At 61.1% G+C, this 22,205-nt stretch carries 22 protein-coding genes; 9 read left to right on the top strand and 13 right to left on the bottom strand.

Annotation, left to right across the window (positions count from 1 at the left end):
* Positions 1 to 136 precede the first annotated feature (136 nt).
* A complete protein-coding gene (locus ACFWW4_RS18755) occupies positions 137 to 499 on the bottom strand; it encodes a MarR family winged helix-turn-helix transcriptional regulator (RefSeq protein ID WP_411892255.1) in 363 nt (120 codons plus the stop codon).
* Positions 500 to 515: 16 nt separating this feature from the next.
* Here ACFWW4_RS18755 and ACFWW4_RS18750 point away from each other — a divergent pair, with 16 nt between their 5' ends.
* Positions 516 to 1,220, top strand: a complete 705-nt coding sequence (locus ACFWW4_RS18750) for a hypothetical protein (RefSeq protein ID WP_411892254.1) — start codon at positions 516 to 518, stop codon at positions 1,218 to 1,220.
* A 175-nt stretch (positions 1,221 to 1,395) separates the two neighbouring features.
* On the opposite strand, the gene ACFWW4_RS18745 is transcribed toward ACFWW4_RS18750, so the two are convergent.
* Together ACFWW4_RS18745 and ACFWW4_RS18740 are read right to left on the bottom strand one after the other, a co-directional pair.
* On the bottom strand, positions 1,396 to 3,765 hold the full coding sequence (locus tag ACFWW4_RS18745; protein WP_411892253.1) for a YfbK domain-containing protein: 2,370 nt from the start codon (positions 3,763 to 3,765) through the stop codon (positions 1,396 to 1,398).
* Entirely contained in the window at positions 3,762 to 4,298 is a 537-nt protein-coding gene (locus ACFWW4_RS18740) for an RNA polymerase sigma factor (RefSeq protein WP_411892252.1), read from the bottom strand. Before ACFWW4_RS18740 ends, ACFWW4_RS18745 begins: the two co-directional genes overlap by 4 nt.
* Positions 4,299 to 4,440: 142 nt before the next feature.
* Between ACFWW4_RS18740 and ACFWW4_RS18735 the strand changes: the two genes are divergently transcribed.
* Both ACFWW4_RS18735 and ACFWW4_RS18730 read left to right on the top strand, forming a co-directional pair.
* Positions 4,441 to 4,638 (top strand): hypothetical protein, encoded by a 198-nt coding sequence (locus tag ACFWW4_RS18735; protein WP_411892251.1) that lies wholly within the window; start codon positions 4,441 to 4,443, stop codon positions 4,636 to 4,638.
* Positions 4,639 to 4,857: 219 nt separating this feature from the next.
* Complete coding sequence (locus tag ACFWW4_RS18730) at positions 4,858 to 5,553, top strand: hypothetical protein (protein ID WP_411892250.1); 696 nt, start codon at positions 4,858 to 4,860, stop codon at positions 5,551 to 5,553.
* A 64-nt stretch (positions 5,554 to 5,617) separates the two neighbouring features.
* Here the strand turns inward: ACFWW4_RS18730 and prpE are convergent, their stop codons facing one another.
* The 3 genes from prpE to ACFWW4_RS18715 all read right to left on the bottom strand — a co-directional run bounded on the left by prpE (position 5,618) and on the right by ACFWW4_RS18715 (position 10,843).
* On the bottom strand, positions 5,618 to 7,510 hold the full coding sequence (prpE, locus tag ACFWW4_RS18725) for a propionate-CoA ligase PrpE (protein WP_411892249.1): 1,893 nt from the start codon (positions 7,508 to 7,510) through the stop codon (positions 5,618 to 5,620).
* Positions 7,511 to 7,770: 260 nt separating this feature from the next.
* Positions 7,771 to 8,571, bottom strand: coding sequence for a hypothetical protein (locus ACFWW4_RS18720; RefSeq protein ID WP_411892248.1), 801 nt, complete (start codon positions 8,569 to 8,571; stop codon positions 7,771 to 7,773).
* Positions 8,564 to 10,843: an NADP-dependent malic enzyme gene (locus ACFWW4_RS18715; protein WP_411892247.1), complete on the bottom strand. Its 2,280-nt coding sequence runs from the start codon at positions 10,841 to 10,843 to the stop codon at positions 8,564 to 8,566. Before ACFWW4_RS18715 ends, ACFWW4_RS18720 begins: the two co-directional genes overlap by 8 nt.
* A gap of 122 nt (positions 10,844 to 10,965) precedes the next feature.
* Between ACFWW4_RS18715 and ACFWW4_RS18710 the strand changes: the two genes are divergently transcribed.
* The gene (locus tag ACFWW4_RS18710; RefSeq protein ID WP_411892246.1) at positions 10,966 to 12,057 is read left to right on the top strand and encodes a cupin domain-containing protein; all 1,092 of its coding nucleotides are present in this window, start codon (positions 10,966 to 10,968) and stop codon (positions 12,055 to 12,057) included.
* Here the strand turns inward: ACFWW4_RS18710 and ACFWW4_RS18705 are convergent.
* Positions 12,045 to 12,254, bottom strand: a complete 210-nt coding sequence (locus ACFWW4_RS18705; protein ID WP_411892245.1) for a DUF3072 domain-containing protein — start codon at positions 12,252 to 12,254, stop codon at positions 12,045 to 12,047. The two genes, ACFWW4_RS18710 and ACFWW4_RS18705, sit on opposite strands and share 13 nt — an antisense overlap.
* A gap of 112 nt (positions 12,255 to 12,366) precedes the next feature.
* Here ACFWW4_RS18705 and ACFWW4_RS18700 point away from each other — a divergent pair, with 112 nt between their 5' ends.
* The 5 genes from ACFWW4_RS18700 to upp are packed head-to-tail and all read left to right on the top strand — an operon-like array spanning position 12,367 to position 16,854.
* Positions 12,367 to 12,759 carry a cytidine deaminase gene (locus ACFWW4_RS18700; RefSeq protein WP_411892244.1) on the top strand — a complete coding sequence of 131 codons (393 nt, stop codon included), beginning with the start codon at positions 12,367 to 12,369 and terminating at the stop codon, positions 12,757 to 12,759.
* A 3-nt stretch (positions 12,760 to 12,762) separates the two neighbouring features.
* The gene (locus ACFWW4_RS18695) at positions 12,763 to 14,064 is read left to right on the top strand and encodes a thymidine phosphorylase (RefSeq protein ID WP_411892243.1); all 1,302 of its coding nucleotides are present in this window, start codon (positions 12,763 to 12,765) and stop codon (positions 14,062 to 14,064) included.
* Positions 14,064 to 15,239, top strand: a complete 1,176-nt coding sequence (locus tag ACFWW4_RS18690; protein ID WP_411892242.1) for a phosphopentomutase — start codon at positions 14,064 to 14,066, stop codon at positions 15,237 to 15,239. Before ACFWW4_RS18695 ends, ACFWW4_RS18690 begins: the two co-directional genes overlap by 1 nt.
* Entirely contained in the window at positions 15,236 to 16,225 is a 990-nt protein-coding gene (locus ACFWW4_RS18685; protein ID WP_411892241.1) for an adenosine deaminase, read from the top strand. Before ACFWW4_RS18690 ends, ACFWW4_RS18685 begins: the two co-directional genes overlap by 4 nt.
* Positions 16,222 to 16,854: a uracil phosphoribosyltransferase gene (gene upp, locus ACFWW4_RS18680; RefSeq protein ID WP_411892240.1), complete on the top strand. Its 633-nt coding sequence runs from the start codon at positions 16,222 to 16,224 to the stop codon at positions 16,852 to 16,854. The genes ACFWW4_RS18685 and upp overlap by 4 nt, the downstream gene beginning before the upstream one ends.
* Positions 16,855 to 16,857: 3 nt before the next feature.
* Here the strand turns inward: upp and ACFWW4_RS18675 are convergent, their stop codons facing one another.
* From ACFWW4_RS18675 to hisD, 6 genes are read right to left on the bottom strand one after another with little or no spacing between them, the layout of a single operon-like run.
* On the bottom strand, positions 16,858 to 17,973 hold the full coding sequence (locus ACFWW4_RS18675) for an alpha-hydroxy acid oxidase (RefSeq protein WP_411892239.1): 1,116 nt from the start codon (positions 17,971 to 17,973) through the stop codon (positions 16,858 to 16,860).
* On the bottom strand, positions 17,974 to 18,528 hold the full coding sequence (gene comE, locus ACFWW4_RS18670) for a sulfopyruvate decarboxylase subunit beta (RefSeq protein ID WP_411892238.1): 555 nt from the start codon (positions 18,526 to 18,528) through the stop codon (positions 17,974 to 17,976).
* Positions 18,525 to 19,031 carry a sulfopyruvate decarboxylase subunit alpha gene (locus tag ACFWW4_RS18665; RefSeq protein WP_393930429.1) on the bottom strand — a complete coding sequence of 169 codons (507 nt, stop codon included), beginning with the start codon at positions 19,029 to 19,031 and terminating at the stop codon, positions 18,525 to 18,527. Before ACFWW4_RS18665 ends, comE begins: the two co-directional genes overlap by 4 nt.
* A 38-nt stretch (positions 19,032 to 19,069) precedes the next feature.
* Positions 19,070 to 20,056 (bottom strand): alcohol dehydrogenase catalytic domain-containing protein, encoded by a 987-nt coding sequence (locus ACFWW4_RS18660; RefSeq protein ID WP_411892237.1) that lies wholly within the window; start codon positions 20,054 to 20,056, stop codon positions 19,070 to 19,072.
* On the bottom strand, positions 20,053 to 20,814 hold the full coding sequence (locus ACFWW4_RS18655) for an SDR family NAD(P)-dependent oxidoreductase (RefSeq protein ID WP_411892236.1): 762 nt from the start codon (positions 20,812 to 20,814) through the stop codon (positions 20,053 to 20,055). Before ACFWW4_RS18655 ends, ACFWW4_RS18660 begins: the two co-directional genes overlap by 4 nt.
* Complete coding sequence (hisD, locus tag ACFWW4_RS18650; RefSeq protein WP_411892235.1) at positions 20,807 to 22,114, bottom strand: histidinol dehydrogenase; 1,308 nt, start codon at positions 22,112 to 22,114, stop codon at positions 20,807 to 20,809. Before hisD ends, ACFWW4_RS18655 begins: the two co-directional genes overlap by 8 nt.
* Positions 22,115 to 22,205: the final 91 nt, after the last annotated feature.

The following is a 22,205-nucleotide window of genomic DNA, read 5'->3' as shown; positions in this document are numbered from 1 at the left end:
AAGGGTTTGGGGTGGTCTGTTTTGCGGACGACCTCGACATCGGCATGTTCAGTCGAACGCCCGATTGTGTCCCGTTCGGCGATACCGAGCACAATTCTGAAGTCGAGATATGCGCCCGTTCTCGCTTAAGACGAGCCTAGGTCAGTTTGCGCAAGATGACCTCAGCGGTGCCGCGAAATAAGACCAGTTCTTGTTCACCGATGTCTTTCTGAAGTCTTGCCTCGATATTCTTTGCGGCCCGTGCGCCTTCGCCGGCAAGCCTGCGCCCCTCGTTCGTAAGTTCCAACGCAAAGGCCCGCCGATCCGATTTGGACGCGACCCTTTGAATTAGGCCGTCTTTTTCTGCGCGATTGATAAGCCGGCTCGCAGTGTTCAGGTCGATGCCAAGAAACCTTGCATAATCTGCTTGCGTCGTGCCTGGGTTGCTTTGCACAGCAAGGACAAGTCCGATCAAGCGCACGTCATTGCCATTCTCATGGCAGGCATCGAGAAGCTGCAAGCGGAGCGCACCACTGATGCGACCAAGCAAAAGTCCAAGGGGAAGTGTCGAGAGGTCGCTTGGGGGGAGAGAATTTGTCATTGCCATTATCATATCAATTGATATTATATCATTTGCTATTATAGGAGGGAATCAAATGCGCCTCAATTCCTTAGTGGCCATCGGCGCGGCGGCGTTCGCTGCATCCGGCATCCTGAACATCTTTGCCGATTTTATGCCCGATACAGTCACCCGGTTGATGAATTTTTTCGGTGTCTGTCTGGGCGTGTTGGGACTTCATGCGTTGTACATCTTTGCGCACCAAAGGACCGGGGCGGCCAATCTCGTCGGGTTTTTACTGTCAACTTTCGGCTTTTTGGGCATTGCCGGGTTCCTATTCACAGACGCTTTTGTCTTCCCCTCACTTCCGCAGGAAACGGTAGGGGCACTGACCGCGGGGTCTACGGGCTTGGCCATTTTCGGAGCGGTCATTCTTTATGTTGCGGGCGTCCTGCTTTTTACTGTCACGCTGTATAGAAGCGGCGTGCTGCCGAGGCCGGCGCTGTTGCTATGGGCAGCTGGAACCGCCCCGACCATTGCAGCAATCGCTTTGCCGGCGATTGTCATGACTGTTGCCGAAATCGTAGCGAGCGTTGGTGTTGTGTGGATCGCATTTGCAGTCTTGCGAGATGTCCGCACCAAAAACTATCCATTGCTGGGGTCCGAACAGGGGCTGAGTTGAATTATTTGTGCCGGAAAATGATATCCGTTCACCCCACAAGCCTCCAATAGTCAGATTTCGGACCGGGCGCCCGAAACCCAGACACCGGATACCGGACAGCCACTGCGATGATGTGATCCTTGGCCCATCGTAGCTTGCACCCACCCTGCGCCCAGCAGGGTGGCTGCGTGTGTGTTTACCGCGACAGGCTTTGTGCCAGTCGCATCAGTTGCACGGCTTCGGTCCGGTAGCCGAACGGATCTTCGCCGCGGTTGGCGTTGGCGAGCGCGATGGCGTCGTCGTAGCCCCAGTCGCCTAAGTAGCTGTCATCGCGCAGCAGTTGCCCGAAACCGGCGATGGCGGCGGCGAAGTTCGCCTCGGTCCCCGGGATGCTTTCGCCGATGATGGGCGTTTCGATCAGTTGGCTGGTATCCTCGCCTGGCTCCTTGTAGCGGAGTTTGACATAGCCCAACTCGTCAGAGGACGCCGCCACTGTGTTGGGCGCGTAGCGCAGCGGGTCGCTGAGTTGCGCGGGGCTGCCCACGGGGGTGATTTCGTAGATCGCCGTGACCGAATGGCCTGCGCCAAGTTCGCCCGCGTCGACCTTGTCATTGTTGAAATCCTCGCGCGCCAGTGCCCGCGTTTCGTAGCCGATCAGCCGGTATTCGGCGACCTGTGCGGGGTTGAATTCGACCTGCACCTTCACGTCACCCGCGATGGGGAAAAGCGCGCCGGTGAGTTGATCTACCAGCACCTTTTGCGCCTCTGACAGGGTGTCGATATAGGCCGCTGTGCCGTTGCCGTTCTGGGCCAGGGCCTGCATCGTTGCGTCGTCCAGATTACCGCGTCCGAAGCCGAGTACGGACAGATATGTCCCCGTTTCGCGCTTGTCGGCGATGAAGTCTTTCAGCGCATTTGGGTTGCTGATGCCGACGTTGAAGTCACCATCTGTGGCAAGGATGATGCGGCTGACCTGACCGTCCTCTTTCATGGTTTCGGCCACCGCATAGGCCTGCTGCAGCCCGCCCTGTCCGTTGGTGGACCCGCCCGCGCCAAGCGATTGGATCGCCTGCAGGATCGTTGTGCGTTCAGAGGCCGCAGTCGGGGCAAGGACCTGACCGGCGCTGCCCGCGTATTCGACGATGGCAACCTCATCTTCGGGGCGGAGTTGATCAAGCATCAGGCGGAAGGACTGCTTAAGCAGCGGCAGTTTGGCTGGGTCGTTCATGGAACCGGATGTGTCGATCAGGAAGACCAGGTTCAGCGGTGGTCGGTCATCCAGTGCCGGCATCTCGCCTTGCAGGGCGATGTGGACCAGCTGCGTGTCGGCGTTCCACGGGGTCTGGAAGCTGCTGATTGTGGGCCGGAACGGTGCCTCGCCCGCGTCGGGGGCGGCATAGTCGTAGGGGAAGTAGTTGACCAACTCCTCGATGCGGACCACCTGTTTTGGGGGCAGTTGACCGCGCGAGAGGGAGGAGCGGACGACGGAATAGGCCGCCGTGTCCACGTCGATGGAGAAGGTGGAAACGGGTTCGTCGGATGTGATTTTCAGGTCGTTCGGGGCCTCGGTCGGGAAGGCCTCGGTATCGGGCAAAGGCTGCGAAATGGCCTCAGTTGGCGATGGTCTTGTCGGAACACTAATCGTTTCACCGCTGTAACTGTGAAGTGTGACGGATTCACCGTTTTGACCACGCAAGTGCCGTGGAACCGCAGGCGGTTCTATCAGTGGTGCGCGCCCGCTTCCGTCGAACATGCCCGTTCCCGTCACTGCATTGGGTGATGCAGTTCGGGGTGCCGCGGGTCTCTGCATGGAATCCACGCGCAATCTTTCAAGATTGGGTGAGGCGTCAGGTGCGGCTTCCATGTCACCCTCCTTTAATTCCGCCGTCGGCATTGCGTCAAAGACCGGACCCTCTGCATCGCGGTCAGGCACCACCTCATCTGCGCGATTGGCTGCGATGTCATCCAAGGTCTGCAGGATGTCATTATCTGTCATCTCTGAAGTGGTGGTGCCAAGACCGGGAACGACCGGACTGGTCAGTGGTTCATTGACAGCAGGTCCCGGCGGAGCAGGTGGCGCGCTTGGTTCGGCTTCCGCCACTCCCCGGTCTTCCGGTATCTGCGGCGGCGACGGGATCACCGCATCTTCGGCCCCGATGGAGGGTTCCTGAGCCGGCATGTCTGACAACAACTCTTCCTGCAGGAGCGGCTCGGTTTCCGAGTTTGGTCCAGTTGTGGCGTCGAATTCCGTGCGCGTGATATCAGACGACGAAGGTGGCGACAGCAAATCCTGCCCCTGCGGTGTCAGAAACAGAAATCCGCAGGCGACAAGCGCGGTTGTCGTCGTCAGCGCCGCTTTGGATGTGAATGTGTTCAGCATGGTCTTTACTCCTGTCCAGAGGCCTTTTGGCCCGTTTGCAGGAGTGGGACGCGGGGCAGCCCGCGATCCTTGGAGGTCGTCGAAATTTTTCTGTGCCAGTGCCAGATTTTCCGCCCGCCGTGCCGCATCGGGCCGGGGCGTCGCGCTGTCCATCATTGCCTTGAGGTCGTTCAGGTCATCATTCATGCCACGTCCTCCTTTTCCTTGATCGCCCGCAGGGCTTTTTTGGCTTCCGATATCCGCCAGCTGATCGTGCCCTCGCTGACGCCGAGGATCTCGGCGGTCTGTGCGTGGGTCATGTCATCCAGCACAAGGGCGAGCGTGTCGCGCAGGTCTGTGTTCAGTTGGTTCATGGCAGCGGTCAGCCAGTCGATTTGTTCATTCGTTTCGCGGTTCGCGGCGGTGCGGTTGGTTTCCCAGTCGCCCCAGCCTGTCGTTGCGCGCGTGTATGTCGCGCGCTTGCGCCGCCGGTCATGGGCGGCATTGACGGCGACGCGGTAGAGCCATGTGGTGACCTTTGCCCGGCGCTGATAGCTGGCAAGCTTGGCGGGCAGGGCCGCGCAGATATCCTGCGTCAGATCCTCAGCCTCGGCCCGCGCACCGGTGAGCCGGAAGCAGAAGGCAAAGATCCGGTCATAATGGCGATCAAGCAAGCTCGCGAAGGCCTGCCCATCGCCATGGGCGGCCGCCTCTGCCAGGTCCTCGTCGCTTGTCATCATGCGCATCACAATTGGTTGGACGGGGGTGAGAGGTCAATCCTTGGTGGGGTGGGATTTTTTTTGGGAAGAGGCGGGTTGGGAACAATGTATCCCGGTCAGCCTTGGCCAATCCAAACCGGCGCAACTCGCAAAGGAGGCAGGAATGATTTTGCTGTTGGTCGATCAGTTCGACCTCACGCGGCCGACAATCCCTACTCTTTTGAAGGTTTTGCAAGGCGCAGGTCTGATTATCCGCATACAGACCGCCCGGGCGCGCGCCTCATGGCCTGCCACGAGTGATTTGCATGTCGCGGCGGCGCAGACGTGGACGACCACCAGGACGCTGGCCTGGTACAAATGACCACGCCGGTATGAGGTGATCGCAGCGCTGCCACGCAAGACGATGGTGAAGGTTCAGAAGAACGTGCGGAGGGAAGGGTTGGGTAAAGATGGCGGGTTTGCCCATATCGACCAAAGCTATACGCAAGCGGAATGGCGGTTTTGTTCGGTGCGGACATAATGCAGCGACGGAAATGCGGCGCTCGCTCGTATGATCAAATGAAAAAGCGAGGAGATAATCATGTCCATGACACGTCGCCATGTTCTGTTTGGCCTTACCACATCCATGTTGGCCACAAAGGCCCCCGCTCAGGAAGATGTCGGCATGATGGGGTCCATGATGGAGCATCATGAACACAATCCGCATATAGAGCTGACGCCCGTGACACGCGCGGCAGCCGGAGATGTTCAACGCGCACGGGTCTTGGCAGAGCGTGTGCGCGGGGCGATCATGCGATATGACGATGTGAGGACAGCCGAGGCTGATGGCTACAGGCGTTTCGGTCCAGCGACACTGCCTGAGGTGCATTATGTCAACCGCCGCCTGTCGCGGGCTGAGCGCGGTCGGATCAATCCAGAGGCGCCGGGTTCGCTGCTCTACGCACCAAGAAACGGCGGGATGGAACTTGTCGGTGCGATGTTCACAGCGCCGCACGGGACCAGTCTAGCCGAACTCAACGCGCGCGTGCCGCTCAGCCAGGCGCGGTGGCACTTGCACGTGAATATCTGCCTGCCCAGACCGATGTTTAACAGGAGCGCATGGCGCCAGCGCGGGGCCGATGGTCGACCGCTTTTTGGTCCCATGGGCTCAATCGCCACGCGAGAGGCCTGTGAAGCGGCCGGTGGACAGTTCAACGCTGTGCTGCAGGGTTGGATGGTGCACGTTTACCCATTCCGACAGAATCCAAGGGATTGGTGGGTGCAGAGGCACGGCTGACGTACGTTCAAGGGCAGCATTGTCCGTTGAAATCACCTTGCAAACCGGCCATTTACTATCAACCCTATCCCCCCGCATATCCCAGCGGTTTCAGCGCTTCTTTTATCTCGTCGAGGATGGCCGGGTCGTCGATTGTCGCGGGCATTTTGAAATCTGCGTTGTCCGCGATCTTGACCATTGTTCCCCGCAGGATCTTGCCGGATCTGGTTTTGGGCAGCCGGTCCACTACTGCGATCAGCTTGAAAGCCGCAACCGGTCCGATCTTGTCGCGGACCAGTTTGATGCATTCGGCCTTGATGTCGTCGTCCGATTTGTCCGTGCCCTTGTTGGTGCAGACGAACCCCATGGGCAACTGTCCTTTCAGTGTGTCGGTCACGCCGATTACGGCGCATTCGGCGACGTCGGGGTGGCTGGCCAGCACCTCTTCCATGGCGCCGGTGGACAGCCGGTGCCCGGCCACGTTGATCACGTCATCGGTGCGCGCCATGATGTAGAGATACCCGTCTTCGTCGATCATGCCCGCATCGCCGGTTTCGTAGTAGCCGGGAAAGGTGGTCAGGTAGCTTTTGATGAAACGGTCGTCGGCGTTCCAGAGTGTCGGCAGCGTGCCGGGGGGCAGGGGGAGCTTGACGGCGATGGCGCCGAGTTCGCCGGGTTTCATGGGGTTGCCGCCTTCGTCGAGGATCTGCACGTCATAACCGGGCATGGCGACCGTGGGCGAGCCGATCTTGACCGGCAGTGCTTCGATCCCGGCCGGGTTGCCGGCGATGGTGTAGCCGGTTTCGGTCTGCCACCAGTGGTCGTAGACCGGGACGTTCATGACCCGCTGTGCCCATTCGATCGTGTCGGGGTCCGCCCGTTCGCCCGCCAGGTAGAGCGCGCGCAGGTGCGAGATGTCGTAGTTCCTGATCATCTCGCCTGTCGGGTCCTCGCGCTTGATCGCGCGGAAGGCGGTGGGGGCGGTGAAGAAGGACCGCACCTTATGTTCTTCAATGACCCGCCAGAAGGTGCCTGCGTCGGGGGTGCCGACCGGCTTGCCTTCGAAAACGACGGTGGTGTTGCCGTGGATCAGGGGGGCGTAGCAGATGTAGGAATGGCCCACGACCCAGCCCACGTCGGAGGCGGCCCAGAACACATCGCCAGGGTCGACATTGTAGATTGATTTCATCGTCCAGTTCAGCGCGACCAGATGCCCGGCGGTGGGGCGTACAACGCCCTTGGGCGCGCCGGTGGTGCCGGAGGTATAAAGGATATAGGCCGGGTGATCGCCCTTGACTGGGACGCATTCGGCGGGTTCCACACCGGCCTGAAAGGCGTGCCAGTCATGGTCGCGCCCGGGGATCAGTTCTGCGACCTCTTGTTCGCGCTGGAAGATCACGCAGAAATCGGGCTTGTGGGTGGCCAGTGCGATGGCGCCGTCGAGCAGGGGTTTGTAATGCACGACCCGCCCCGGTTCGACCCCGCAGGAGCCGGCGATGATCGCCTTGGGTGTGGCATCGTCGATGCGCACGGCCAGTTCATTTGCGGCGAAACCACCGAAGACGACCGAGTGGATGGCGCCAAGGCGGGCGCAGGCCAGCATCGCCTCGAGCGCTTCGGGGATCATGGGCATGTAGATGATGACGCGGTCGCCCTTTTCCACGCCCTTGGCGCGCAACGCCCCGGCGAGGGATGCGACGCGGGTCTGCAGATCGGCGTAGGTGATGGTGCGTTTGGTGTTGGTGATCGGGCTGTCATAGATGATTGCCGCCTGATCGCCGCGCCCGTTTTCCACATGCCGGTCCACGGCGTTGTAACAGGTGTTGACCTCGGCATCTGTGAACCAGCGGTAGAGAGGTGCCTTGCTGTCATCCAGCGCCTTCTGCGGCGGTGTCACCCAGTCAATCGCCTTGGCCTGATCCATCCAGAAGCCTTCCGGATCGTTCTGCCATGCGGTGTAGACGTCAGCGTAACCCATTCCTGTTCCTCCCCAAACAATCTGGACCATGTGTTACGCCCGCAAAATGACGTAGGCAACGCGAGAGGTGTGAAACGGGACAGAAAGAGTCAAAAAATTGACCCCGCGTAAGAACGGGTGACGCCGGACAGGCACCACCCTTTGGCGTGTATCAGGGGTTCAGATCGGCCGGGGCGGTGTCCACCGGGCAAAACATCCGAAGTGCGGTGGGTGGAATAATCAGATGTCGGTTTGGTCCCGCGTAGCTGTCATAATGCCATTTACCGATCCGTATCGCGTGAATAGCGAGTCCAGTAATCCTTGATCCAGCGCACGGGGAAATAGCCGAATTTTTCGGGTGATCCCCAGCGTTTGAATGCGCCTTGCGCCATATCTTCGGGGTTGGGCACACCGTGGAAAATCACGATATAGCTGTTCTTTGGCCGCGGGATGGGCCGCACCAGCCCGACGGGGAAATGATAGGCCAGATCTTTCTTGAAGCTGAGCATCCAGCCGATGGGCCAGTTGTGGCGGTCATGGGCGTGGTGGTGGATATAGGTCTGGTCGTTGCGGAATTGGGACAGTTCGGCCAGCGATTTGTCGCGGCTTTCCTGATAGAGATGCTCTTGCGTGCCAGCCACAAACCCCACGACAGATGAGTTGGACAAAAGCGGTTTACCGAAGAGTTTTGGAAACCAGCGGGGCAGGGTGTCGGGGATTTCGCGGATAATGTGCAGCCCGCCTTTTTCCCTGATACGGTCGAACATCGGGGTCAGGTCGCGCAGGACCAGCACATCAACGTCAATCATTATGACCGGCGTGCCGGGTTCCACGATGCCGGGCGCAAAGGCTGTCAGCTTGGGCCACATGCCCTTGTGCCAGTCGCCCTTGTCCATGGCGAAGGGCGGAATGTCCTGGGTTTGGATCCCTTCGGCGAGCCCTTCGGGATCGTCGGTCAGGCAGATCAGCCGGAAGGGGCCCATCATGATATCGCTGAGCGCCCGGTAGAGGATATTGGTGTATTTGCACGGATAGCCCTTGCCCCATTTGAAGCAGAGGAAAACCGGCGTCGGATCAGCCATAATGGGCCACCGGCGTACCTGCCAGCGCGGACATGTTCAGAAGCCCGCGCGCGGTGATCGATGGGGTCACGATGTGGCAGCGGTTGCCCATGCCCATCAGGATCGGTCCGACCTCAAGCCCGCCGGCCTTCATCTTGAGCGCGTTGCGCACGCCCGATGCCGCGTCGGTATTGGCGAAGATGAGTGCGTTGGCGGCGCCGGGCAGATGTGCTTCGGGGAAGACCCGGTTGCGGAGTTCCACATCCAAAGCTGCGTCCACATGCATTTCGCCTTCATAGGCGAAATCGCGGGGCGTACTGTCGAGGATTGCCATGGCCGCCCGCATCCGGCGGCCGGTGTCGCAATCGAGATTGCCGAACTGGCTGTGCGAGCAAAGCGCGATTTTTGGTTCCACCCCGAAGCGTCGCACATGGCGTGCTGTTCCGATGACCGTTTCGGCGATCTGTTCCGGGGTTGGTTCTGCGTGAACCTGTGTGTCGGCCACGAAGAGCGGTCCGTCTTCGAGGATCATCAGTGAGAGCGCGCCGACCGGGTGCAGGTCCTTGGTGCCGAGGATCTGGGCGACGTAGTTCAGGTGCCACAGGAATTGTCCGAATGTGCCGCAGATCATGCTGTCAGCCTCGCCCCGGTGAACCATGACGGCCCCGATGGCGGTGGTATTCGTGCGCATGATCGCCTTGGCGAGGTCGGGCGTCACGCCGCGCCGTGCCATCAGGCTGTGATAGGTTTCCCAGTAGTCGCGGTAGCGGGGGTCGTTTTCGGGGTTTACGATGCTGAAATCGATGCCGGGCCGGATCTTGAGGCCCGCGCGTTCGCAGCGCCGCTCGATCACTTCGGGTCGGCCGATCAGGATCGGCGTGTCGGTGGTTTCTTCCATGATCGCCTGTGAGGCGCGCAGAACCCGTTCGTCTTCGCCTTCTGCAAAGACGATCTTGCGTTCGGCGGTGCGGGCGGCGTCAAAGACGGGACGCATGATCATCGCGGATTTGAAGACGGACCCGTCGAGCTTGGCCTTATAGGCCTTCATATCCTCAATGGGCCGGGTCGCGACGCCGGTTTCGCAGGCGGCCCTCGCCACCGCGCTGGCCACAACGCCCATCAGGCGGGGGTCAAAAGGTTTGGGGATAAGATAATCGGCACCAAAGGTCAGTTGTTCGCCTTGGTAGGCGGCTGCGGCCTCTGCGCTGGTGGTGGCGCGGGCGAGGGCGGCGATACCTTCGACACAGGCGATTTTCATTTCGTCATTGATGGTCGTGGCGCCCACATCCAGCGCGCCGCGAAAGATGAAGGGGAAACAAAGGACGTTATTGACCTGATTGGGAAAATCGCTGCGGCCCGTGGCGATGATCGCGTCCGGCGTGACGGCGCGCGCGTCCTCCGGGCTGATTTCCGGGGTTGGGTTGGCGAGGGCAAAGATGATCGGGCGCTTGGCCATTTTCGCGACCATGTCGGGTTTCAGAACGCCGGGGCCAGACAGGCCGAGAAAGAGGTCGGCGCCTTCGATCACATCCATCAGCGTCGCGGGTTCGGTCCCTTGGGCATATTCCGCCTTTTGCGGAGTCATGTCCTTTTCGCGGCCTTCATACACCAGCCCTTCGATGTCGCAGAGCCAGACATTTTCGCGTTTCACGCCCAGTTTCAGCAACATGTTCAGGCAGGCGATGCCTGCTGCCCCGCCACCGGTGCTGACGATCTTGATATCCTCGAATGTCTTGCCAGCGACCTGCAGGGCGTTGGTGGCGGCGGCACCGACGACAATCGCGGTGCCGTGCTGGTCGTCGTGGAAAACGGGGATGTTCATCCGTTCGCTGCAGAGTTTTTCGACGATGAAACAGTCGGGGGCCTTGATGTCTTCGAGGTTGATCGCCCCGAATGTGGGTTCCAGCGCGCAGACGATATCGGCGACTTTTTCTGGGTCCGGTTCGTTCAATTCGATATCGAAACAGTCGATATTGGCGAATTTCTTGAACAGGACCGCCTTGCCTTCCATCACCGGTTTGGAGGCCAATCCACCGATATTGCCAAGGCCCAGAACGGCGGTGCCGTTGGTCACGACGGCAACCAGATTACCCCGCGCGGTGTAGTCGCGGGCGGTTTCGGGGTTTGCCTTGATCTCCAGACATGCCTCGGCCACGCCGGGGGAATAGGCGCGCGCAAGGTCGCGGCCATTGGCCAGCGGCTTGGTCGCCCTGATTTCCAATTTGCCGGGTTTGGGGAACTGGTGATAATCGAGTGCAGCCTGTCGCAGGCCCTCTTTGGCGTCGTCTGGCATCTGTCCCTCCCGATATGGTTTAATATTAAACCATTTTGCATTTCCTTGGAAAAGCCGTGGGATGATTAAGCATGGTTTGCAGGCCCTTGCAAATCATTCCACCCGGCCACAGGGTGCAAGGTATGACGTCAGAACACGATATCCGGGCCGAGATTTGCATGCCCACGACCGATTTGCGGGCCGATCTTGGGTTTTTCGGCAACGTTCTGAATATGCGTTTGGATATGATCTATCCGGCTGATGATCCGTCCGTCGCCGTTTATTCCGGCCATGGCCTGCGGGTGCGGTTGGAGCAGGGGGCGGGTGCGCCCGGACGTTTGCGTGTATTGACGGATGATCCTTGTTTTGCGGAAGGTCAAAAGGAATTGACAGCGCCCGGTGGCACGCAGGTGGAAATCCATCCGCTGCACCCGCCGCTGTTGCTGCCTGAGACTGATCATGCCTTTGTCGTGCGCCGTTTGGCCGATCAGGCCCCTTGGGTGATTGGCCGCGCGGGTATGCAGTATCGTGATCTGATCCCCACCCGTTTGGGCGGGTCGATCATTGCCAGCCATATCCGCATTCCCGATGGTGGCCCGGTGCCGGATATGGTGCATTTTCACAAGGTCGGGTTTCAGCTGATCTTTTGTTATCGCGGCTGGGTTGATGTGGTTTACCAGGATCAGGGGCCGCCGATCCGCCTGACCGCGGGTGATTGCTTTATCCAGCCGCCGGAAATCCGCCATCGCGTGCTGGAGGCGTCTGACGGGATCGAGGTGATCGAAATCGGTGTGCCCGCCGAGCATATCACCGAGATTGATCATGAGATGGAATTGCCTACCCCGCATGTGCGTCCGGACCGCGAATGGCAAGGGCAGAAGTTCGTGTTCAATCAGGCGAAGGATGCGGAGTGGCAAGCGTCGCGTCTGCCTGGGTTTGTTGCGCGGGATACGACCATTGCCGAAAACACAAGGAACGTGGCCGGTGTGCAGGTGTTCAGGCGGGGGCAGGGTGAGCCGGTCTGGACCGTGCATGACGCCGATATTCATTTCACCTTTGTGATGGCCGGGCAGATGATTTTGGAGGGGGAGGGCAAGGACCCCTACAAATTGGAACCCGGTGATGCCTTTGTCATCCCGCCGGGGATGGCCACCCGCTATGCCGATCCATCTGATGATATCGAACTGCTGGAGGTGACCTTGCCCGGAGCGTTCAAGACCGATCAGAGGTTCTGAGTATCGTTCAGATGCCCGCGCAACGCTTCGATCCGTTGCAGCGCCTGTGCCTGGGTCAGCGATGCATCGAACGGTTCGCCCGCGTTTTCGCAAAGAACCCGCAGGATATCGGCCTGATCGCCGGTTATTGGCGCATCGGGATCATGCGGGGTTGATGCATCCGGATCGTCGAGCACGCTTTTGGGTGAGGTTGCCATCGTTGAACTCCTTTGTTCTGTCATTCCTTCAACCCCGTCATGGCCGTTTCGGTTCCCCTTGCATCCCCGCGCGTCCGGCTTCACTCTGGCATGAAACATGACCGGAGGCCCCATGTCACTGATCGACACCGCCCGACAGGTGCGTGAAAATGCCCATGCGCCCTATTCGAAATTCAAGGTTGGGGCGGCTTTGCGGGGGGTGTCCGGCACTGTTTATGCGGGCTGCAATGTGGAAAACGTGGCCTATCCCGAAGGCACCTGTGCAGAGGCCGGGGCGATTGCCGCCATGGTCGCCGGAGGCGATACCGAGATTGCAGAAATCGCCGTGATCGCAGATAGCCCCAAGCCGATCAGCCCTTGTGGTGGCTGCCGCCAGAAGATTGCGGAATTCGCCAAGGGCGATGTGAAGGTGACCCTGACCACGGTGGATGGGGTGACGCTGGAAACCACCGTGGCTGATCTGCTGCCGGGGGTGTTCGACGCTGATTACATGAGCAGGGTCTGATCCATGGACGCCCGTGCCATCATCGCCAAGGTCCGCAAGCACCAGACCCCCAGCCGGGAGGAGTTGACGTGGTTTGCCAAGGGTCTGGCGAACAAAGATGTCAGTGATGCCCAGGCGGGTGCCTTTGCCATGGCGGTCTGCCTGAATGGGTTGAGCGATGAGGGGCGTGTGGCTCTGACCCAGGGCATGCGCGACAGCGGTGATGTGCTGAAATGGGATCTGCCGGGCCCGGTCGTGGACAAGCATTCGACCGGTGGGGTGGGGGATTGCGTGTCGCTGATCCTGGCACCGGTTCTGGCGGTGTGTGATGTGTACGTGCCGATGATTTCGGGCCGTGGGTTGGGCCATACCGGCGGGACACTGGACAAGTTGGAGGCGATTCCGGGCCTGAATATCAACGTGACAGAGGCGCAGTTGCGCAAGATTACCCGCGATGTCGGCTGTGCGATTGTTAGTGCCACTGGCCAGATCGCCCCGGCGGACCGGCGGCTTTATGCGATCCGCGATGTGACGGCGTCGGTGGAAAGTGTGGATCTGATCACGGCCTCGATCCTGTCCAAGAAACTTGCCGCCGGGTTGGAAAGCCTGATTTTGGACGTCAAATGTGGATCGGGAGCGTTCATGAAAACCCCGGACGAGGCCCGCGCGCTGGCCCGTGCGCTGGTTGATGCCGCCAATGGGGCGGGCTGCAAGACCGAGGCGATGATCACGGATATGAACGAACCGCTGGCCCCATGTCTGGGCAACGCGGTCGAGGTGGCGGTGTGCATGGAAATTCTGGCAGGCAACAAGGCGGCGAGCCCGCGTCTGCACGACCTGACTGTGGCGCTCTGCGCGCGCCTACTGGTGATGCAAGGCCAGGATGAGGGTGAGGCTGCCGCTCGTGTCAGCAAGGCGATCAGTTCTGGCGCGGCAATGGAGCGGTTCGCGCAAATGATTGCGGCGCTGGGTGGCCCGCCTGATATGGCTGAGGACTGGCACACGCATCTGCCGCGCGCCCCTGTTGTTGGCGATGTGGTCAGCCCTGCCGCCGGGCATATCGCGGCGATTGATGGTGAGGCGCTGGGCCTTGCCGTTGTGGCCCTTGGCGGCGGTCGGCGGGTGGAAACGGACCGGATTGATCCTGCGGTTGGTCTGACCGATATGGTCGCACTTGGTGCCGCAGTAGGGCAGGGTCAGCCGCTTTGCACGGTGCATGCCGCGACTGAAGAAGCGGCAGAAGAGGCCGCGCGCGCCGTGCAGGCCGCAATTACAATCGGCAACCCGTCTGCGCCGCAGGACCTGATACTGGAAAGGATCACCTGATGCCCCGTGCTTTCCTGATTGTCATCGACAGTGTCGGTATTGGCGGTGCACCGGATGCCGACCAGTTTTTCAATGGCGATGTGCCGGATACCGGGGCGAATACCGTGGGGCACATTGCGGACACTGCCGGGCTGAATGTGCCGGCGCTGGATGCGTTGGGGCTGGGGGCGGCGGTTAAGCTGGCGTCGGGGTTCGATGCGCCGGGGCTGGGCGCTGTGCCTGCAGGTGCCTGGGGTGCCGCGACAGAGGTGTCGCGGGGCAAGGACACGCCTTCGGGCCATTGGGAATTGGCTGGTGTACCTGTGCCGTGGGACTGGCACACCTTTCCTGATACTGATCCCGCCTTTCCGGAGGATATGACAGCCGAGATTCGCGCGAAAGCCGGGACAGACGGCATCCTCGGCAATCGCCATGCGTCTGGCACGGCAGTGATTGAAGAGGAAGGTCCGGCGCATCTGAAAAGCGGCTGGCCGATCTGCTATACCTCTGCCGACAGCGTGTTGCAGATCGCCGCCCATGAAGAGGCGTTCGGGCTGGAGCGTTTGCTGAAGCTTTGCAAGGATCTGGCCCCGACATTGCATGCGATGAAGGTGGGCCGGGTAATTGCGCGGCCGTTTGTGGGGGAGCCGGGCAGCTTCAGCCGGACCGCAAACCGCAAGGATTTTGCGATTGCGCCGCCGTCCCCGACGATCTGCGATTATGTGCATGATGCGGGCCGCAAGGTTTATGCGGTGGGCAAGATCGGTGACATCTTTTCGATGCGGGGCATTGATGATCTGCACAAGGGGCGCGATGCGGCGCTGATGGACCAGCTGCATGATCTGGCAGAAGAGGCCGAAGATGGTGCGTTGGTCTTTGCCAATCTGGTTGAGTTCGACAGTGAATACGGGCATCGGCGCAATCCGCAGGGCTATGCCGATCATCTGGCGTGGTTCGATCAGGGGTTGGCTGCGTTGCTGCCGAAGCTTCGCCCCGATGACCTGTTGATCGTCACCGCCGATCATGGCAATGACCCGACCTGGGTCGGCACAGATCACACCCGCGAACGGGTGCCGGTGCTGGTGCATGGGATCGGGGCAAGGGCGCTGGGCCAGTTGGCCTTCACCGATGTGGCGGCGAGCATCGCGACGCATCTGGGTGTGCCTTACAAAGGTGAAGGAACAAGTTTTCTATGACGTTCAAGTCCACGCCAAAGGTCGAACTGCACACCCATCTCGAAGGCTGCGCGCCACCTGCGTTCATCAAGGGGCTGGCTGCAGAAAAGAATATTGATATCAGCAAGATATTTACCGAACAGGGCGGCTATGCCTTTCGCGATTTCGATCATTTTCTGCAGGTCTATGAGGCCGCCTGCACGACCCTGCAAAGCCCCGAGGATTTTCGCCGCCTGACCATGGCGGTGCTGGAAGAAACCGCGTCGCATGGTGTGGTGTATATGGAAACTTTCGTCTCCCCCGATTTCTGCGGTGGCGGTGACCTGACCGCCTGGCGCGAATATCTGGCTGCGATCGAAGATGCTGCCAATGAGGCTGAGGCGACGCTGGGTATTACGATGCGCGGGATCGTCACGGGCATTCGCCATTTCGGGCCGGAGGCGTGCAAACCGGCGGCCCGTTGTGCGGTTGAGACCTATGGTAGCTTCGTTACGGGTTATGGCATGGCGGGCGGCGAAATGGTGGGCCGTCCGGGCGATTATGCTTACAGTTTCGATATGGCGCGCGAGGCGGGTTTGCCGCTGACCTGCCATGCCGGCGAGTGGGGTGGGCCTGATATGGTGGCCGACACGATCCGCGATCTGGGGGTGTCCCGGATCGGTCACGGGATCAGCGCCGCGCGCGACCCCGCACTGGTTGATGAGATTGCCGAGAAAGAGATCGTGCTGGAGGTTTGCCCCGGTTCCAACGTGGTGCTGAATGCGGTGGACGGCTGGGGCGCCCATCCGATTGCGAAGCTGCGTGAAAAAGGGGTCCAGGTCACGGTATCCACCGATGATCCGCCGTTTTTTCATACAACGATGACTGCTGAATATGACATGCTGAACCGCACGTTCGGCTGGGATGAGGATGATTTCAAAGCCCTGAACGAAACCGCCCTTGCCGCCGCGTTCTGCGATGACGACACCCGCGCCCGCGTGGCCAAACGACTGGAGCCTGCCCAATGACCGACCATGTCACCCATGTCACCCACCCGCTGGTGCAGCACAAGCTGACGTTGATGCGGCAGAAAGACACCTCCACCGCCGTGTTCCGGCAGCTTTTGCGCGAGATTAGCCAGCTTTTGGCGTATGAGGTGACGCGCGAATTGCCGATGACGACCCGGCGCATCGAAACCCCGCTGGAACCGATGGATGCCCCGGTGCTGGATGGCAAGAAACTGGCGCTGGTGTCGATCCTGCGGGCGGGGAACGGTCTGCTGGATGGTATTCTGGAGCTGATACCGTCGGCCCGCGTCGGCTTTGTCGGGCTTTATCGTGATGAGGAAACGCTGCAGCCGGTGCAGTACTACTTCAAGGTCCCGATGGAGTTGGAGGACAGGCTGGTCATTGCCGTCGATCCGATGCTGGCGACGGGCAATTCGTCTGTTGCGGCGATTGATCTGCTCAAGAAAGCGGGGGCGAACAACATCCGGTTTCTGTGTCTGCTGGCCGCGCCCGAAGGCATTGCGCGGATGAAAGAGGCGCATCCGGATGTGCCGATCGTGACCGCCGCGATTGACAGCCACCTGAACGACCACGGCTATATCGTGCCGGGGCTGGGTGATGCGGGTGACCGGATGTTTGGGACGAAATAAGGGTTAGCGGCGCAGCGCGTCGGTCAGGCCATCATCGGTCAGCGATGTCAGTCCGATCTGCGCCAGCGTGATGCTGGTTTCGGACCGCAGCACATCCCAGAGCCTGTGCAGCCCGTCTTCGCCGCCTCCTGCGATGGCGAATTGTAGGATGCGCCCGAGGAAGGTGAAGTTGGCACCCTGGGCATAGGCTTTGACCACGTCTTCGCCGCCGCGCAGGCCGGTGTCGAAAAAGAGCGGCATGTCAGGGCCGACCGCCGCCCGGATTTCCGGCAGAACCGCGATTGGGGCAGGGGCCCCTTCCAATTGCCGCGCGCCGTGGCTGGAGACCTGGATGGCGTCGACGCCTGCATCGCGCAGGGCGACGGCGTCTTCGGCATCGAGCACGCCTTTGACCACCAGTTTGCCGGGCCACATATCGCGCAGTCGCGTGAGCGTGTCCCAGTTTGCCTTGGCCCGGCTTTCGGTGCGGTCGAATTTGTATCCCGGCATGGCGAAATTCGCCATTTGCGGGCGCCCTTTGAACAGTGCTGTCAGTGACCAGCGCGGGTGCAGGGCGAAGTCGATGAATTGCCGTGGACCTATCTTGAACGGCATGGTGAAGCCATGGCGCAATTCGCGGGGGCGTCGCCCGACCTCTGGTACGTCGACGGTCAGGATGATGGTTTCGTAGCCTGCGGCTTTGGCCCGTTCGACGAGTTTGAAGGTGCCGGTCCCGTCGCCGCTGAAGTACAGCTGGAACCATGCGTGGCCGTCTGCGGCCTCGATCAGTGGCTCCATCGCGGTTGAGGCGACAGTAGAGACGCCAAGCGGGACCTTTTCGCGTGCGGCAAGCCGGGCCAGCATCAGGTCGGCGCCGGGGCCAGAGAGGTTGCACATGCCCATCGGGCTGATCCCGAACGGGGCGTTTGTTTGCGCCCCGAACAGGGGAACGCCAAGCGACCGGGCGCTGACATCGCGCAGGATACGCGGGCGGAATGCGAGCGTATCGAAGGCCGCCCTGTTGCGGTGCGCGCCGGTTTCCTGACCGGCGGCACCGTCGATATAGTCGAACACCATCCAGGGCAGGCGGCGGCGCGCGATGGCCCGCGCGTCTGCACTGGAATGGATGTTCGCGGTCACCTAGCTGGCCACGGCGGTCATGAACCGGTCGCGGATGACAACAGGATCCTTGGTGATGACCGGCAGCTTGATGTTGCCGCTTTCGCATTTGGCGACGATGATGGTCATCTTCTTGCTGTCGATGGCGGCTTGCAGTGTCTTGCCGGTGTCTTCGGCCTGACAGGTGACCACGTTTTCGCAACCGCAGGCGGCGGCGACGGCTTCAAGCTTGGTCTTCTTGCCCGCATAGGTGGGCTGGTCGCCGGTGGAGCCGTATGACCCGTTGTCGATGATCAGCAGGATGTAGTTGTCGGCAACGTTGTTGGCGATGGTGGGCAGGGTGCCGAGGTTGGTCAGGACCGACCCGTCGCCATCAATGGAAATCACCGTCTTGGGTTGCGCCAGAGCGAGGCCCAAGCCGATGGAGGAGGCAAGGCCCATCGTGCCCAGCATGTAGAAGTTGCGCGGGTTGTCATCGATCATGTGCAGTTCCTGCGACGGCAGGCCGATGTTGCAGACGACAAGGTGCGGGTTCAGGATTGGCGCGATCTCGCGCAGGATTTCAGAACGGATCATTGGTCGCCGTAGCCTCCCCAGAAGGACGCATCCGTCAGGATCGCCACAGGTTTGTTGCACATGAAGGTGTATTTCAGGATCGCGTCGAGTTCGTCGGCGTCGCTTTCCTTGTGGAAATGGTAGGTCGGGATATGCATCTGCGCCAGCAGCGCCTTGGTATGCACGGCCATTTCGACCTGACAGGCGACAGGTTCACGCAATTCGCCGCGATAGCTGATCAGCATCGGCAGCGGCATCCGGTAGAACTGGGTCAAGGTGGCCAGCGTGTTGATTGTCACGCCGATGGCGGTGTTCTGCATGATGATCGCAGGCCGCTTGCCTCCCATGAAGGCCCCGGCGCACAGCCCCATGCCTTCGTCTTCCTTGTTGGAGGGGATGTGAAAGATTTCTGGTCGTGCTTCGACCTCGTCGATGACCCCGGCGAGCTGTTTGCAGGGGACCGTCGTGATGAATGACACGTCGTTGGCGACGAAGTCATCCACGATTTTCTTACTGATGCTCAAGTCTGGGTTCTCCTGTTCGGTCCGCCGGGGCGGGGTGTCTAGCTGTTGGGTTCAAGGATGATCTTGGGCGCTGCCGTGCGGCCTGCGCGGATGTCGGCGAATGCGGCGGGGCCGTCTGCGAGCGGTCGCGCCTCTGTCCAGTCGAGCGGGCCGAGCCGGCCGTCAAAGATGGCTTGAGCGGTGTCCCGGAAGTCCTGCGCTGTGTAGGTGTAGGTGCCGATAAAGGTGATTTCCTGGAGCGTCATGCGCCGGATATCCAGCCCCCCGGTACCTTCGCCCAGCCCGATATGGCCGATCACCCCGCCGGGGCGTGCATGGGCCGATGCGGTGGCGCGGGTTGCGGCATAGCCGACCCCGTCGATGACAACGTCGAAAAGCGCCTCCTGCGGCAGGTCATCGGGGCTGATGGCGTGCTGGTTGCAATGGCTGATGAGGTAGTCGCGCCGCAGGCCGTTCGGTTCGACGATCGTGATGTCGTGAATGCCCTGCGCCACAAGACTGAGTGCGGCGCCAAGTCCGATGGCCCCGCCGCCGATCACAAGGGCGGTGCGCGCGCTGGGCAGGGTTTGCCGTGCCAGCCGAACGGTGTGCCAGCCGCAGGCAATGGGTTCGGCCAGCGATGCCTTGGCAAAGGGGATATGCGCGGGAACCGTGACAAGGTTTTCGTCACGCATGGCCACGAATTGCGCGAACGCCCCTTCGCGTGGTGGCATGGATATGATCTTGCGATCCGGGCAGAGGTTGTCCTTGCCCATCATGCAGGCCGTGCAGGTGCCGCAGCTGACCAGCGGGTTGATGGTGACCCGTTCGCCGTCGCGCGGGCCGCCGGTGATCACACCCGCCGCCTCGTGACCGAGGATAAGGGGTGCGGGCCGCCGTTCGTCATGCCCCAGATAGGCATGCATGTCCGATCCGCAGATGCCCACGGCCTCGACCCGGATCAATTGCTGGCCGGGGGTCGGTTGTGGGTCCGGTGCATCCCGGAAGGCCAGTCTTTCGGGGCCGTCGTAAATCAGCGCCTTCATTTCGCGGTGAACCCCCCATCGACCATCAGGACCTGCCCGGTGACATAGGCGGACGCGTCAGAGCAGAGAAAAAGCAGCGGTCCGTTGATATCCTCAAGCGCGCCGTTGCGCCCGATACAGGTTTGGGCGGCGTTGCGTGCCGCTCGGTCCGGGTCGGCAAAGACCGGGCCGGTCAGTTCGGTCGGAAAGAACCCAGGCCCGATGGCGTTTGCGTTGATGCCGTCTTTTGACCACGCTTCGGCCATAGCACGGGTCAGTTGCCCGATCCCGGCCTTTGACGCGCCATAACTGACCCCACCGGGAAAGGCGCGCGTGGTCTGGAGCGAGGCGAAATTGACGATGCGCCCCCAGCCTTTGGCCTTCATCGCCGGCACAAAAGCCTGAGACAGAAAGAAGGGGGCGGCGAGGTTGAGGTTCATCGTGTTGTCCCAGCCTGCGTCGGTTACATCATCCGCTGTTTCGCGCGTGTTGATCCCGGCCGCGTGCACCATGATGTCGGGCGAGCCGAACGGGGCCGCGATCTTGGCGGCGATATCGGCGATCTGGTTGCGCTGCGACAGATCGGCGGCGACGGTTGCCGCGTTTGTGCCGGTCTGTTCTGCCCATTCTTCCAGCGCCTCGGCCCGGCGGGCCACGCCGACCACCTTGGCCCCGGCTGCGGCGAGTGCTGCAGCCGCCTGTTGCCCCAAGCCAGCGCTGGCGCCGGTCACACAGGCCACCCGGCCTGTCAGGTCAAACAGGCCAGCGGGGTTATTCATTGCCGGTCAGATCGAATGTCTCGTCCGGGAAGTACTTGGCAAGGCGCACATCGGCGGCGCGGGCATGGCCCTCCATTCCTTCCAGCCGGGCGATGCGGGCGGTGGCTTGACCAACCCGCTTTGATCCTTCGCGCGTGGCCTGCTGCCAAGTCACGATCTTCATGTATTTGTGCACTGACAACCCGCCGGTATAGGAGGCCGCGCGCGAGGTGGGCAGGACGTGGTTGGTGCCTGCCGCCTTGTCGCCGTAAGACACGGTAGTTTCTTCGCCCAGAAATAGCGATCCATAGCAGCTGAGTGTGTCACGCCACCAGTTCAGGTCCTCGGCTTGCACGGTCAGGTGTTCGGGGGCGTATTCATCGGATGTGGCCGCCATTTCCTCGCGGTCAGCGCAGAGGATCACCTCCGCATAGTCGCGCCATGCGGCAAAGGCGTTTTCGCGGTTCACATCCGGCAAATCGTCGATCAGGCCGGGAACACGAGCCATCACATCCTCGGCCAGGGCGCGGTCATCAGTGACCAGCCACACGGGCGAGTTGTAGCCATGTTCGGCCTGGCTCACCAGATCGGTGGCGACGATATGCGGATCAGCGGTTTTGTCAGCCAAGATCAGGCTGTCGGTCGGGCCCGCGATCATGTCGATGCCGACGCGACCAAAGAGGATGCGCTTGGCCTCGGCCACGAACTGGTTACCGGGGCCGACAAGGATGTTGGCCTTTGGCAGACCAAAGAGGCCGAATGTCATTGCGGCCACGCCCTGTACACCGCCAAGCGCCATGATCGTGTCAGCCCCGCAGATATGGGCGGCATAGATGATGGCCGGTGCGACGCCGACGTCGGGACGGGGTGGTGAGGTGGCGATGATATGTTTGCAGCCTGCGACCTTGGCGGTGGTCACGGTCATGATGGCGCTGGCGATATGGCTGTAGCGCCCGCCGGGGACATAGCAGCCTGCCGCATCAACCGGGATCGCCTTTTGCCCGGCGATCAGGCCTGGCACGACCTCAAGTTCCACATCGCTGACGGTGGCTTTCTGCGCTTCGGCGAAGCGGCGCACGTTGTCATGGGCGAACTGGATATCTTCCTTGAGTTTCTGCGGCACCAGATCGGCGGCGGCGGCGATCTCTTCCTTGGTGAGGATGATATTGCCGTCATATTTGTCGAACTTGGCCGCATATTCACGGGCGGCGTCATCGCCCCCGGCTTCGATATCCGACAGGATGTTCTGCACGATATCATGCACATCAGAGGCGTCGGATGTGGCGGTCAGCGTTGCTTTTTTCAGGTATTCCCGGGCCATGATGTGCGTCCTCATATCCAAATGTCAGGGGCTGCGTCACACCACCGGCAACGCGGAACGGACTGAGAAAGGGATGGCGGTCTGCAATTCA

It is taken from the genome of Yoonia sp. SDW83-1 (genome assembly GCF_046762885.1).
Taxonomy (GTDB): Bacteria; Pseudomonadota; Alphaproteobacteria; order Rhodobacterales; family Rhodobacteraceae; genus Yoonia.
The sequence above is the reverse complement of the archived record's forward strand: the minus strand, read 5'-3'. Positions and strand labels throughout refer to the sequence as shown.

Bases quoted from the DNA above. Each gene is read 5' to 3' on its own strand.
- ACFWW4_RS18750 (WP_411892254.1), top strand. From the start codon at position 516: ATGCGACCAAGCAAAAGTCCAAGGGGAAGTGTCGAGAGGTCGCTTGGG.
- ACFWW4_RS18745 (WP_411892253.1), bottom strand. From the start codon at position 3,765: ATGAATGATGACCTGAACGACCTCAAGGCAATGATGGACAGCGCGACG.
- ACFWW4_RS18740 (WP_411892252.1), bottom strand. From the start codon at position 4,298: ATGATGACAAGCGACGAGGACCTGGCAGAGGCGGCCGCCCATGGCGAT.
- ACFWW4_RS18735 (WP_411892251.1), top strand. From the start codon at position 4,441: ATGATTTTGCTGTTGGTCGATCAGTTCGACCTCACGCGGCCGACAATC.
- ACFWW4_RS18730 (WP_411892250.1), top strand. From the start codon at position 4,858: ATGTCCATGACACGTCGCCATGTTCTGTTTGGCCTTACCACATCCATG.
- prpE (WP_411892249.1), bottom strand. From the start codon at position 7,510: ATGGGTTACGCTGACGTCTACACCGCATGGCAGAACGATCCGGAAGGC.
- ACFWW4_RS18720 (WP_411892248.1), bottom strand. From the start codon at position 8,571: ATGGCTGATCCGACGCCGGTTTTCCTCTGCTTCAAATGGGGCAAGGGC.
- ACFWW4_RS18715 (WP_411892247.1), bottom strand. From the start codon at position 10,843: ATGCCAGACGACGCCAAAGAGGGCCTGCGACAGGCTGCACTCGATTAT.
- ACFWW4_RS18710 (WP_411892246.1), top strand. From the start codon at position 10,966: ATGACGTCAGAACACGATATCCGGGCCGAGATTTGCATGCCCACGACC.
- ACFWW4_RS18705 (WP_411892245.1), bottom strand. From the start codon at position 12,254: ATGGCAACCTCACCCAAAAGCGTGCTCGACGATCCGGATGCATCAACC.
- ACFWW4_RS18700 (WP_411892244.1), top strand. From the start codon at position 12,367: ATGTCACTGATCGACACCGCCCGACAGGTGCGTGAAAATGCCCATGCG.
- ACFWW4_RS18695 (WP_411892243.1), top strand. From the start codon at position 12,763: ATGGACGCCCGTGCCATCATCGCCAAGGTCCGCAAGCACCAGACCCCC.
- ACFWW4_RS18690 (WP_411892242.1), top strand. From the start codon at position 14,064: ATGCCCCGTGCTTTCCTGATTGTCATCGACAGTGTCGGTATTGGCGGT.
- ACFWW4_RS18685 (WP_411892241.1), top strand. From the start codon at position 15,236: ATGACGTTCAAGTCCACGCCAAAGGTCGAACTGCACACCCATCTCGAA.
- upp (WP_411892240.1), top strand. From the start codon at position 16,222: ATGACCGACCATGTCACCCATGTCACCCACCCGCTGGTGCAGCACAAG.
- comE (WP_411892238.1), bottom strand. From the start codon at position 18,528: ATGATCCGTTCTGAAATCCTGCGCGAGATCGCGCCAATCCTGAACCCG.
- ACFWW4_RS18660 (WP_411892237.1), bottom strand. From the start codon at position 20,056: ATGAAGGCGCTGATTTACGACGGCCCCGAAAGACTGGCCTTCCGGGAT.
- ACFWW4_RS18655 (WP_411892236.1), bottom strand. From the start codon at position 20,814: ATGAATAACCCCGCTGGCCTGTTTGACCTGACAGGCCGGGTGGCCTGT.
- hisD (WP_411892235.1), bottom strand. From the start codon at position 22,114: ATGGCCCGGGAATACCTGAAAAAAGCAACGCTGACCGCCACATCCGAC.